Annotated in this window: 10 protein-coding genes; 7 read left to right on the forward strand and 3 right to left on the reverse strand. The window is 41.5% G+C overall.

The features are described 5' to 3' along the window. Window positions 1-126 precede the first annotated feature (126 nt). The 7 genes from AOG26_RS09875 (at window position 127) to hemL (ending at window position 8,616) form a co-directional block, all read left to right on the forward strand. On the forward strand, window positions 127-2,502 hold the full coding sequence (locus AOG26_RS09875; protein WP_054562314.1) for a diguanylate cyclase domain-containing protein: 2,376 nt from the start codon (window positions 127-129) through the stop codon (window positions 2,500-2,502). 71 nt (window positions 2,503-2,573) lie between these two features. Further along, entirely contained in the window at window positions 2,574-2,840 is a 267-nt protein-coding gene (locus AOG26_RS09880; RefSeq protein WP_054562315.1) for a hypothetical protein, read from the forward strand. Window positions 2,841-2,849: 9 nt separating this feature from the next. Beyond that, window positions 2,850-3,905 (forward strand): transporter substrate-binding domain-containing protein, encoded by a 1,056-nt coding sequence (locus tag AOG26_RS09885; protein WP_054562316.1) that lies wholly within the window; start codon window positions 2,850-2,852, stop codon window positions 3,903-3,905. A 99-nt stretch (window positions 3,906-4,004) separates the two neighbouring features. Further along, window positions 4,005-5,687 (forward strand): chloride channel protein, encoded by a 1,683-nt coding sequence (locus AOG26_RS09890; protein ID WP_054562317.1) that lies wholly within the window; start codon window positions 4,005-4,007, stop codon window positions 5,685-5,687. A 20-nt stretch (window positions 5,688-5,707) separates the two neighbouring features. Next, window positions 5,708-6,142 (forward strand): CopD family protein, encoded by a 435-nt coding sequence (locus AOG26_RS09895; RefSeq protein WP_054562318.1) that lies wholly within the window; start codon window positions 5,708-5,710, stop codon window positions 6,140-6,142. A gap of 104 nt (window positions 6,143-6,246) precedes the next feature. After that, window positions 6,247-7,263 carry an aspartate carbamoyltransferase gene (locus AOG26_RS09900; protein WP_054554265.1) on the forward strand — a complete coding sequence of 339 codons (1,017 nt, stop codon included), beginning with the start codon at window positions 6,247-6,249 and terminating at the stop codon, window positions 7,261-7,263. A 72-nt stretch (window positions 7,264-7,335) separates the two neighbouring features. After that, window positions 7,336-8,616: a glutamate-1-semialdehyde 2,1-aminomutase gene (gene hemL / locus AOG26_RS09905; RefSeq protein WP_054562319.1), complete on the forward strand. Its 1,281-nt coding sequence runs from the start codon at window positions 7,336-7,338 to the stop codon at window positions 8,614-8,616. A 105-nt stretch (window positions 8,617-8,721) separates the two neighbouring features. Here hemL and mrcB read toward each other — a convergent pair whose 3' ends face one another. The 3 genes from mrcB to AOG26_RS09915 form a co-directional block, all read right to left on the reverse strand. Continuing rightward, window positions 8,722-11,049 (reverse strand): penicillin-binding protein 1B, encoded by a 2,328-nt coding sequence (gene mrcB, locus AOG26_RS09910; RefSeq protein ID WP_054562320.1) that lies wholly within the window; start codon window positions 11,047-11,049, stop codon window positions 8,722-8,724. Window positions 11,050-11,140: 91 nt separating this feature from the next. Beyond that, entirely contained in the window at window positions 11,141-11,302 is a 162-nt protein-coding gene (locus tag AOG26_RS20505) for a YqaE/Pmp3 family membrane protein (RefSeq protein ID WP_082401591.1), read from the reverse strand. A gap of 161 nt (window positions 11,303-11,463) precedes the next feature. Beyond that, a complete protein-coding gene (locus AOG26_RS09915; RefSeq protein ID WP_054562321.1) occupies window positions 11,464-12,693 on the reverse strand; it encodes an ammonium transporter in 1,230 nt (409 codons plus the stop codon). Window positions 12,694-12,695 lie beyond the last annotated feature (2 nt).

A 12,695-nucleotide genomic window follows, 5' to 3' on the forward strand; every position in this document is an offset into this window, starting at 1 on the left:
AATCAAGTATCACCAGAAGAGCATCTCAATTATGGTGAGGGCAACTGGCTAAGCCATTCGACTTGGACTAAAGTTAATTTGTACTACATTTGGGCTGGCATGAGTTTGCACTGAGGGAAGATAATTGTGATAGAGCATTTCAAGCTGCATTTTATAACTGATAATTTAAGCAGTGCGCAGGTCATTCCAGCTGAATACGATTTACTCCTTGCTTTTGCTTCAATCCTCACAGCCGTATTTGCTTCGTATATCTCTTTTTTATTATCAGCTCGTATCAAACACTCTTATCTAAAGAATGAAAGTCAGATATGGACCATCATGGCTTCGTGTTTTTTAGGTATAGGTATTTGGGGTATGCACTTTGTGGGTATGCTTGCCTACAACTTGCCCATCCCTATTGAATACAACATTAGCATTACCTTGATATCAATTTTGCCAAGTGTGTTTGCCAGTTACATCGTACTCTCACCAGCACTACAAACCGACAAAGGGCTACTATTTAGAAGTGTGCTAATGGGTGCTGGGATTGGCTCGATGCATTTTGTTGGCATGATGGCGATGGTGATGCCTGCAAAAATGGCTTATGAGCCTTGGTTGTTCTCTTTATCTATTATCGTCGCTATTGTACTGTCAGGTATCGCATTAAAAATTAATGATTTTCGACTTGCTAAAGGGGTTCATCAAACACGGATGAACTTGGTGGTGGCTTTGATAATGGGCAGTGCAATTTCGGGAATGCATTACATCGGCATGATTTCGATGTCTGTTTTTGAAACTGAATACACCACCTATGTTACAACCCACGACTACTCGACGTTAGCACAACTTATTATTTTTATTCTGGTGGCATTAAGTCTGTTTGTATTGGGTGCTGTTGAGCTCAGAGCAAGGAGCTTATTATCAGCAAAACTAAAAGCAGTACTTAATACCGTACAAGATGTGGTAATTAGCTTTAATAATGAAGGAAAAATTGAATTTGCAAACCCGGCTGTTAACCAAGTTTTTGGCTATCAGCCGCATGATTTAATAGGCAAACATATTCGTACCCTGATCCCCGAAAGATCGTTAGAACTTGATGAAATCCTCAGAGATTCACAGCTCAGTAAAAAAACGGCGGGTAAAAGTAGCAGTCGGCTCTTAAAAGGACAACGAGCCAATAAAAAACGATTTCCCATTACATTAACAATCAGCTCAATTGGTAAAAAAGAGTCAGGTCCTTATGTGGCGACAATAAAAGATCTCTCTGATATTCGAAACCAAGAAGCCTTTACACAAACTATTTTCGATAATTTACCCATCATGTTGTTTGTAAAAGAAGCTGAGCATCTTACATTTAGCCATGTAAATAAAGCGGGTGAGCAACTACTTGGTAAAAATAAAGACCAACTAATCGGTTTAAATGACTTTGATATTTTCAGTAATGAACAAGCAGTCAGTTTCGTGCAAACCGATCGGGATGTATTGAAAAGTGATGACACTCTAACTATAGAGGAAAAGCCGGTTACTATTGATGACAATACTCATTATTTAAGAACACGGAAACTCACAATTAAAGACAGTAATGGTAAAGCGCAATATTTATTGGACGTTTCTGAAGATGTTACTGAATTAAAACAAGCAAAAACCGAGCTTGAAAGCTTACACCAACGCATGTCTATGGCTGCAGATGCTGCTCATATTGGTATATGGGAGTGGAATTTTGACACTAATGAACTGATTTGGGATGACTGGATGCATACCTTATTTGAAATTCCAAAATCAGAATTCAAAGGGGACTATTCAGCATGGGCAAATAGCTTGCATCCAGATGAATATGAAGACGTGACTAACAAGCTAAAACTCGCAATTTTAAATGGCGAAGAGTTTCACGCAGAGTTTCAGATTGTTCTACCCTCTGGCAAAACACGCTATATCAATGCAGATGGAAGAATATACGGCAACCGCATGATTGGCGTTAACTTCGATATCACGAAACGCGTCATGGCAGAGAAGAAAATTAGGCAATTAGCACAAACAGACTACCTTACTGGTTTAGCAAATCGTAGTGCGCTTGAGCGATTCATCAAGCAAGAATTTGCCCGTGTTGAGCGCACAGGCTCTAAGGTAGGTTGTCTGTATTTTGATCTTGATAAGTTTAAGCCGATTAACGACACCCATGGCCATGCAGTGGGAGATAAAGTACTGGTAGAAGTTGCTAAACGCTTACAAGATACTGCTCGCAAAACCGATTGTGCTGCACGCATTGGTGGTGATGAGTTTGTAGTTATTGTTACCGACATAGAAAACCAAGTACAAATAAACCGTGCACTATCACGATTGATCTGTGCGATTAAGGCGCCGATAAAATCAGAGTATGGTGACTTGCTCGTTGAGGCGAGTGTTGGCTTTGCATTATATCCTGACGATGCGCAATCATTTGACGAATTACTTAGCATGGCCGATAAGCGTATGTATGACCAAAAACATCACTGCTTTAGTTGTAATGTTATGAACTGCAAATAAGCAAATTAATAATGCTAAAAAGTCTAATTTAGACGTATACTTATTGAACAATTAATAATGATTCTTTTTCCATGCTTTCTCGCTTTTATTATTTTATGGTACTTGTTTTTAGCTCGCTTGCAGCTGCTGATAGCACGTACCAAGAAACATGGGAAATCACCTCTTTAGAAGCCCCGCCGTATGCAAGTAGTAAAATGGAAAATGGCGGTGATGCTATTGCACTATTAAGAGACAGGCTTGCCAAAAAATCGATAAACCTCGAAGTTGAATATTTACCTTGGCAAAATGCAATAAAAAAAGCCCAGTTAACCGGCTACCTGGGTTATTACCCTGCTTAGCCATCTGAAATGATGCCCGGCTTTGTTGCTTCACCCACTATTTTAAATTCTCAACTAGCTGTCATTACCACTCAGTCTAATCCACAAGATTTTGAAAACCTTGAACAGCTTTTTAATGAGCACAAAGTTGGCGTTGTTGAGCCTTATATTTACCCGGGTGTGGTCGAAAAAGTAATTCAATCCTATCCTGACAGCATAGTGCAAACAGCAAACGATGAAGAACTATTTCACTTATTGCAAACTAAGCAGATTAATTTTGCGATTACTGCACCAAAAGTGCTTAACTATTTTGCTGAGCAACAAAACCTATCTGAGCCAAAAATAGTAACTCAGTTTACCGACTCCCCATTAGTGATTGGCATACGCAATGACGCTGAAAACAAAGCTAAAATAGCCTTACTCAATGATTTATTTACTGACGCAAAGTCATCTGCAACAAATTACTCTCGGCCAAAAAAGCTGTTGTTAACCTATATAGATATTCCGCGTGTAGCACCATTTAAAGCGTTAATGAGTGATGTTTATAATGATTTAAATATCAAAGTCCAGATGCAAGCAACACCATCTCGAAGAGGCGTATTGTTATTAAATGCAGGCATCGTTGACGGCGATATTGTGCGCTCACAAAGTAATATGCGTAAATTCGAGAATATTATTGTCGTAGAACCTAGCCTTGGCGTTATTAACTTAGTGCTTCTATGTCGAAAAGCGCTGCCATGCGATAGAGATAATTTATACAACCCAAACAACCGAATTATGAGCTCGATTGGTGATATCGAAATTCTTAATGAGTTTGATATTAAAGCCGAGATCATTCATAACGAAGACTTGAGCCATACGCTTACTATGCTAAAAAAAGGTCGTGTCGATTATGCACTTTATCCTGCGCTCAATAACGATATAACTACCTTTAAAAAAGATTTTTCTGTAATTGTACTAAGGCAAATGGCTATCAACACGGTTATTCATAAAAAACATGCCCCGTTGGTAGATGAAATATCAAAAGCCATTACAGCTCGCTTACCTGAATTAACGCAGCGAATTAATAACGACAGCAAAGATTAGCTAGATTTACCCAAAATGCAGATAAAATTATAAAATCCCAACGACTTAGTTAATTTGATTTGCTAAACTGCGGCTCAAAAGTGCTGTGAGGAAATATGCATGTGGCTTGAGAGACTAAGACGTCGCCTAGCAAAGCCTAAAACATCTGTGCAATTGTGCTTACTTGGTGTAAGTGCAGGGTTAATTGCGGCAGTGTTGATCATACTTTTTCGCCTCACAATCATGTTTTTTCAAAGCTTATTTTTAGATAAGCCTGATGACTTCACCACTTTACCAACCTATGAGCGGATGATACTGCCAGTTGGTGCAGCCTTACTAATTGCCTTATTCGCCGCCCTAACAGGCTTTAAGCATTATCGTCTTGGCATTCCATTTGTAATTCACCGTATTAAAAAACATTATGGCCATATGCCGCTTTACAACACGGTAAACCAATTTGTCGGCGGTGCATTAGCCCTTATTAGTGGTTTTTCGGTCGGTCGAGAAGGCCCCTCAGTACATATGGGTGCAACGGGTGCCAGTTTACTGGCCGATAAACTACACCTTCCGCACAATGCAATGCGTACCCTCACCGGTTGTGGTGTTGCAGCTGGTATTGCTGCTTCATTTAACACCCCACTTGCAGCCGTTATCTTTGTCATGGAGGTGGTACTGAGGGAGTATAAGGTGCATATTTTCGTGCCCATTATGCTCGCAGCGGTTACCGGCGCATTAGCCACTCAATTTGTCTTTGGTGACGCTTCAGAGCTTGCACTTATCACCATGAACCCATTGAGTGGTTGGCATTACCCATTTTTAATCATTTTTGGTATGGCACTTGGCGCTGTTGCTTATGCATTTAACCAAAACTTGATGCTTATAATCCGTACCTTCAAACCACTAAGTATGTTCCCTCGTCTATTACTAGCAGGATTAATAGCTGGTTTAATTGCTTATATGGTTCCTCATGCAATGGGCTCTGGTATGAGTGCTATCACTATTGCTATTGAATCACCAGATGATGTGCAGTTTTTAACTACCATCTTGATTGCTAAATTACTCGCCACCTTATTTGCCATTGGTTTAGGTATTCCAGGTGGGATCATCGGCCCTGTTATTGGACTTGGGGTATTAATGGGCACCTTAATGGCCTTTTTCGCGCAGTTTATTAGTCCGGGTGTTGATATCACAGGTACCTATAGCATGCTTGGCATGGCAGGATTATTGGCAGCAACATTACACGCACCACTGGCAGCTCTCACTACGGTTATGGAATTGACCTCAAGCCCCGAGATCATTGTGCCAGCCATGTTGGTGATCTCAACGGCTTATGTCACGGCGTTGCAGTTTTTTGGTAACCGCTCTATTTTCATGCAACAACTTGATTTCCAAGGGCTTGAATATCAAATATCGCCAGCTACCGAAGCATTACAAAAAGTAGGTGTGATGGATGAAATGGATGAGCAATTCAAGCTGCTTTACAGTGACGACAAACAACAAATTAAAGAGTCGCTCGATGCCCTTGATAGCCAAACCCCGCTGATTGTTCATGATGAAGAGAATGGCTATCGTCTTGCAGAATATGATTTAAGCCTGATGTCTGACCAAGAAAGTAATATCAAATATGTCAGCCTTGCCGGCCTTAGTAGCCAAGCAACATTAGCCGATGCTTTTGACTTATTAAAAGATAAACGCAGCGGTGCGGTATATATTTACAACCTGCTTGATAACCAACAGATTATGGGCCTTTTGCGTTGGGACCAAATCAGACATATCCTTACCATTCGCAACAGTTTGTTATAACAATTAAAATGGATGCTTAAATGACTGCGCTATTAGTTTATAAAACCTTCCACGTATTCTTTATGATTGCTTGGTTTGCCGGTATTTTTTACCTGCCACGTCTTTTTGTTTACCACGCAATGAGTGAAGAAAAAGCCTGTAACTCAATGCTGAAAGTAATGGAACGCCGCTTACTGTTTTTTGTGACACCGTTTGCTGTTTTAACATTGGTATTTGGCGTACTGACCATTTTTGAATATGGTCGAGACTGGTTTAGATACAGCATGTGGCTGCACTACAAACTGGTGTTAGTGATTATTCTCTATATCTACCACGGCTATTGCTTTAAATTACTGGCTGACTTTAAGCATGATCGCAATACACGTAGCGATCGCTTTTACCGTATTTTTAATGAAGTTCCGGTACTCATCCTTTTAGCTATAGTGGCACTGGCAATTATTAAACCTAACTTATAATTTGCTGCTGTGAACGCTAAAAATTTGCTATAGTACTGCGCAAATTTATGCGGCCTCCCATACCGAGTGCCAGCGCCCTATAAATGTGATTAGGAACAAACCCCATGCTAAGTTTCCAAGGTGAAAATATCCTGTCGGTCAATCAGCTTGATCGAGATTGTATTGAACGTATTTTTGCAGTTGCTAAGAAAATGGAGCCTTATGCTAAAAAGCAAAAGCGCACCAATGTTTTAGAGGGCGCAATTTTAGCGAACTTGTTCTTTGAACCAAGCACGCGTACTCGCGTAAGTTTTGGTACTGCATTTAACTTACTAGGTGGTTTGGTTCGTGAAACAACGGGCATGCAAAGCTCAGCGCTTGCAAAAGGTGAATCTTTGTATGATACCGCACGCGTGATCTCAGCGTATGCAGATGCAGTCGCAATGCGCCACCCTGACGCAGGCTCTGTTGCTGAGTTTGCCACCGGGTGTGACGTGCCAGTGATTAATGGCGGTGACGGCCCGAATGAGCATCCAACACAAGCCTTACTAGACTTACTAACGATTGAACGTGAGCTAGGTCGTTTCAACCAAAGTATCGACGGTATGCATATTGCCCTAGTAGGTGATTTAAAATACGGCCGTACTGTGCACTCTTTATCTAAATTACTTTGTCATTATAAAGACGTTAAATTCTCTATGGTGGCACCTGATGGCTTACAAATGCCAGACTACATTTTAGATGCTGTTGATAACGCAGGTCATAAAATCCAAGTAGTAGATAAAATGGAAGGCAACTTGGCCGCCGATATTGTTTATCAAACCCGTATCCAAGAAGAGCGCTTCCCTTCTCAAGAAGAAGCTAACAAATACCGTGGTGGTTTCCGTATCAGTCAGGCTATTTACAACGCACACTGTAAGCCTAACTCAGTACTGATGCACCCACTTCCTCGTGATAGCCGTTTAGAAGCAAACGAGCTAGATAACGATTTAAATAGCAACGACAACCTAGCAATTTTCCGCCAAGTGCAAAATGGCGTGTTAATTCGCATGGCGTTGTTTGCTCTAACCTTAGATGTTGCCGACAAAGTTGAGCAATATGAAGTCGACGTGCCTTGGTTTAGCCGTAAACGTAATAGCTAACTTGCTTCGTTTTGGGCTCTTTGAGCCCTTGCAAACCAACTCATTTAACGTGACAACCCAATAGGACTATTCATGACAATTAGCCAAGATCTTTTTAATCGCGCGCAAGAATCAATCCCAGGCGGTGTTAACTCACCAGTTCGTGCCTTCAATGGCGTTGGCGGTACTCCTTTATTCATCACTAAAGCAGAAGGTCCTTTTACCTTTGATGCTGATGGTAACCGTTATATCGATTACGTTGGTTCATGGGGACCAATGATCATGGGTCACAACCACCCAGCTATTAAACAAGCGGTATTAGAAGCCGTTGAAAATGGCTTAAGCTATGGTGCGCCAACAGAAACTGAAATCTTAATGGCCGAAAAAGTAAAAGAGCTAGTACCATCAATCGAAAAAGTACGTATGGTAAGCTCAGGTACTGAAGCAACAATGAGTGCAATTCGCTTAGCACGTGGTTTCACTGGCCGTGACAAAATCTTAAAGTTTGAAGGCTGTTACCACGGTCATGCTGACTCACTACTAGTAAAAGCAGGCTCAGGCGCACTGACTATGGGTGTACCAAACTCACCGGGTATTCCTGAAGACTTTGCTAAGCACACATTAACTGTGTCGTTTAACAACCTTGATGAAGTAAAAGCAATTTTCGCAAAATACGCTGACGAAATCGCTTGTATCATCGTTGAACCAGTTGCTGGCAACATGAACTGTATTCCACCTGTACCTGGCTTCTTAGAAGGTTTACGTGAGGTGTGTGATGAATACAAATCTGTGCTTATTTTTGATGAAGTAATGACAGGTTTCCGTGTTGCTTTAGGCGGCGCACAAGCTTACTACAACATCAAGCCAGACCTAACGTGTTTAGGTAAAGTGATCGGTGGCGGTATGCCAGTGGGTGCATTTGGTGGTAAGAAAGAAATCATGGATTACATCGCACCTGTTGGCCCAGTTTATCAAGCAGGTACATTATCAGGTAACCCAATTGCCATGGCTGCTGGCTTAAAGTCTTTAGAGCTATTAAGTGCTGAAGGCCTGCACGATGAACTTGAAGCAAAGAGCAAAGCAATTTGTGAAGGCTTTGAAGCCGCTGCGAAAAAAGCAGGCATTGCACTTACAACAAACTACGCAGGTGGTATGTACGGCTTCTTCTTTACTGATAAAGAAAAAGTAACTAGCTACCAACAAGCGACTGAGTGTGATTTAGAGCGCTTCAAGAAGTTCTTCCACTTAATGCTAGAAGAAGGTGTTTACCTAGCTCCTTCGGCGTTTGAAGCAGGCTTTGTGTGCGCTGAGCACTCTGAAAAAGAGATCAACGACACCATTGCTGCCGCAGAGCGCGCATTCGCGAAGCTTTAATAAGCGTTAAGCAAGTTAATAAAAAGCCCCAGCATTTTTCAATGCTGGGGCTTTTTTTATTCTTTGCCAATTCGTTTATTTAAGTATTAATGCGAGTTGGTGTTATTAATCTCTAACGCAAGTTGGTCTAGGCTCAAACTCACTGGCACGTATAGGTAGCTGCACTACTTTGCCGCAACCCGGAGGCGCTTGCAGACCGGTTTCTTCATTAATAAATGCCCAACGAATAGAAGCAGGGCGAGTATCCGCTATGGCTTCAGGGTTTAGTGGTTTAAGATAGCGAATGTAAGCTTCTAATGCGCCAACACTGCCCGTTAAACCTGTGCTCTTGTTATCGTCGCGACCAATCCATGCAACAGTCACCGTGTTTTGGTCAAAACCTGCAAACCAACTATCGCGTAAGTCATTACTGGTGCCTGTTTTACCAGCAAGCTGAATTGATGGGAAATGAGCATTTAGGCGTTTAGCCGTGCCATCTTTAGTCACGCGCTTCATTGCATACTTAGTCATGTAGATTGATGCATCATCAAAACGTTTTTGTGAGCTGACATCATGTTTATAAAGCACCTTACCTACTGAGTCAGTCAGTGCTGAAATAGACGTTAATTCGCGGTACTGACCATCAGCAGCAAGGGTTGTATAAAGCTGCGCTACCTCAAAGCTTGAAAGCTCAAGAGCGCCTAATAACAATGATGGATATTGATCAATTCGCCCTTCTACACCTAAACGCTTCAAGGTATCAGCTACTTTATCAACCCCAACATCAAGGCCCGTGTTAACCGCAGGAATATTTATACTGTTACTAAATGCTTTGTATAGTGGCATAGGGCCGCGAAACTGCTTGTCGAAGTTCTCTGGTTGCCATACTTTCCCCTGCTCATTAGTCACTTGCAGCGGTGAGTCATCCACCAACGTAGCAACATTAAACTGACCACTTTCAAATGCCGTTAAATAAACGGCAGGCTTAACGAGTGAGCCAATATTACGCTTGGTATCAAGCACACGGTTAAAACCAAAATAACGTACGTCACGACCTGCTACCAACGCCGACACCCCACCCTTTTCAACATTAACAGAGATCATCGCCGCTTCAAGCTCTTCTGTTTTAGGGCGTCTTTCTAGATAAGGTAAACTTGCCTCAATCGACTCTTCCATGGCCGTTTGCTTTTGTAAGTCAAAATAGGTGAATACACGCACTCCGGCATCTAACACTTGCTGATCAGGTAGTAGGCGCTTTAATTCTCGATTAACTAATTCTAAGTAACCAGGATACGACTTTTGCAGACTGTCTTTCATTGGTGCAATATCAATTGGACGCTTTAATGCCGCACGGTATTCACGGGTATCAATCAATTTATTTTCAACCATTAAGCGCAGTACTAGATCACGACGCTCCATTGCACGCTCACTATAACGACGTGGGTTGTAATATGAAGGACCTTTAACCATAGCCACTAAAAGCGCAATTTGGTCGTATTCAAGCTCATCCACAGGCTTTGAGAAATAAAACTCAGCGGCAAGGCCCATACCATGAACGCCTTGATTGTAAGACTGACCTAAATACACTTCATTGAGGTAAGCTTCTAAAATGTCATCTTTGCTGTAGCGGTAATCTAATATCAAGGCGATAAGCGCTTCATTAAACTTACGCACCAGAGAACGCTCACGGGTAAGGTATATATTCTTTGCTAATTGCTGGGTTAAGGTACTGCCCCCTTGCACTGTACGTCCGGCTTTAATATTGCTGTATAAAGCGCGCATAATTGACCACACAGATACTCCATGGTGTTGATAGAAATTACGATCTTCAACCACTAGTAAAGTGTCTTTTAGCATCGGCGGAAATTTATCTAGCGGCACAAACTCGCGGTCTTGTTTTGAATCATTACCAATGCGGGCTATTTGAACTGGCTCTAATCGAGCGTTGTTTAAACGTCGGCCAAATTTATCTTTGATAGTTGCTAATTTCTGCCCTGAAAAACGCAGTTCAATCACTTGTGAATCTTCAAGGCCATCATAAAATTCAAATTCACGGCGGTACACTTTAATACTGTTAGCTGATTTAACATACTGGCCTGTACGGCTTAGCTTATTTACAGATGAATAATTTAAACGGTTTAACTCCCAAATAACCTCTTGCTGAGACAAATACTGCCCAGGATAAAAGCTCATTGCACGAGCATACACTTGTGCAGGTAACTGCCATTTATTGCCTTCAAATTGGCGAGTAATTTTTGCATCTAAATAAATTAGATACAGCACCATGGCAACAATCACAGCGAGTGAAAGCTTCCAAAAAATTGACCAAAGTTTTCTTAATACACTCGCTTTAGCTGGCCCTTGAGGTGCGCGTGAGCGCTTAGCGGTAGTTTTTTTTGATGTCGCCTTCGGTTTACTAGACGATTTTTTTGCAGGAGTTTTTTTATCAGCCATTGAGTTCGCTATTGGTCAGTTAATTTTACAGGATTACGCCTTGAACAGCGCAATATTAACACCTGTAAAATTAACAGTCACTTAAACTCGTTTAGCGTGTACACAACCAGAGTGAGTGGATCACAGCAGGTATAAAGAAGATAAAGCATAGAATAATGTTAATCACTAAGTCTTTACCTGCGCCCGCTTTTAAGAATACCGCAACAGGCGGTAAAAACAGCGAAATAATTATAAGCAAGAGTTTGTTATCCATCGTTTTTCCTTGTTAGAAATGAACATTAAGCATAGTCAAAAAATAGCGATTTCGCCTATCAGAAAAGACTTATTTAAACGCAAAAAAGCCCTACCTAAGTAGAGCTTTGTTTTGAACACACAATGATATTGTTATGGGCGTGCTATTTGCACGCACCAAGATTAGTTACTGCGAACTGATACAAACTCAGGGTAAGCATCAATACCACAATCATGTTGATCCATACCGTTTAGTTCTTCTTCTTCGGTAACACGGATACCCATGGTATTTTTCAGGATTGCCCATACGATTGATGACGCGATGAACACAAATCCTAAGATACATACTAAGCCAATTAATTGATTAACAAAGGTTGCATCAGAGTTTGAAAGTGGTACTAACATGATACCTAATGCACCACACACACCATGTACAGAGATAGCACCTACAGGGTCATCGATTTTCGCTTTATCAAGAGCAACGATGCTAAATACAACCAGTGAACCACCTAATAGACCAAGTAAACAAGCAAGTAATGGCGTTGGAGATGCAGGCTCTGCAGTAATCGTTACTAGACCTGCTAGTGCACCATTAAGAACCATAGTTAAATCAGCTTTACCCCATAACACTTTACATACGAATAGTGCTGCAATTGCGCCACACGCTGCTGCTGCGTTAGTGTTTAAGAAGATTTTACCAACCGCTGTTGCGTTTTCAGCGTCAGAAACAAGTAGCTGTGAACCACCGTTAAAGCCGAACCAACCCATCCAAAGGATTAATGTACCTAGAGTTGCTAACGGTAAGTTAGAACCAGGAATTGGGTAGATTTCACCGTTTTTACCGTATTTCCCCTTACGAGCACCTAGGAAAAGTACACCAGCTAGCGCTGCCGCAGCACCTGCACCGTGAACGATTGCAGAACCAGCGAAGTCAACAAAGCCCATTTCAGATAAGAAACCTGCGCCCCAAGTCCAGTAACCTTCGATTGGGTAGATGAAACCAGTTAAAACAACAGTGAAAATTAAGAATGCCCATAACTTCATACGCTCAGCAACCGCACCAGATACGATTGACATAGCTGTTGCTACGAACACAACTTGGAAGAAGAAATCAGACTCTAAAGAGTGATCCGCATCAGCAGCTTGAGTGCCGATTAATGCGCCAAATGAAGGGATGAAACCACCTTCTGCGTTATCAACATACATGATGTTGTAACCCACTAATAAGAACATAGTGCAGGCAATAGAAAATAGTGCAACGTTTTTAGTTAGGATTTCTGTTGTATTTTTTGCACGAACTAAACCTGCTTCAAGCATAGCGAAACCAGCCGCCATCCACATTACTAAAACACCCGACATTAAAAAGTAAAAAGTGTCGAGTGAGAACTTCAACTCTACGATAGTGTTTTCCATAA

It is taken from the genome of Pseudoalteromonas sp. UCD-33C, from assembly GCF_001306895.1.
GTDB lineage: Bacteria > Pseudomonadota > Gammaproteobacteria > Enterobacterales > Alteromonadaceae > Pseudoalteromonas.

What these genes read in the sequence shown, in the direction of transcription:
- AOG26_RS09885 (WP_054562316.1), top strand. Translation starts at nt 2,850, where the DNA reads ATGATGCCCGGCTTTGTTGCTTCACCCACTATTTTAAATTCTCAACTA.
- AOG26_RS09900 (WP_054554265.1), top strand. Translation starts at nt 6,247, where the DNA reads ATGCTAAGTTTCCAAGGTGAAAATATCCTGTCGGTCAATCAGCTTGAT.
- AOG26_RS09895 (WP_054562318.1), top strand. Translation starts at nt 5,708, where the DNA reads ATGACTGCGCTATTAGTTTATAAAACCTTCCACGTATTCTTTATGATT.
- AOG26_RS09890 (WP_054562317.1), top strand. Translation starts at nt 4,005, where the DNA reads ATGTGGCTTGAGAGACTAAGACGTCGCCTAGCAAAGCCTAAAACATCT.
- AOG26_RS20505 (WP_082401591.1), bottom strand. Translation starts at nt 11,302, where the DNA reads ATGGATAACAAACTCTTGCTTATAATTATTTCGCTGTTTTTACCGCCT.
- mrcB (WP_054562320.1), bottom strand. Translation starts at nt 11,049, where the DNA reads ATGGCTGATAAAAAAACTCCTGCAAAAAAATCGTCTAGTAAACCGAAG.
- AOG26_RS09915 (WP_054562321.1), bottom strand. Translation starts at nt 12,693, where the DNA reads ATGGAAAACACTATCGTAGAGTTGAAGTTCTCACTCGACACTTTTTAC.
- hemL (WP_054562319.1), top strand. Translation starts at nt 7,336, where the DNA reads ATGACAATTAGCCAAGATCTTTTTAATCGCGCGCAAGAATCAATCCCA.
- AOG26_RS09880 (WP_054562315.1), top strand. Translation starts at nt 2,574, where the DNA reads ATGCTTTCTCGCTTTTATTATTTTATGGTACTTGTTTTTAGCTCGCTT.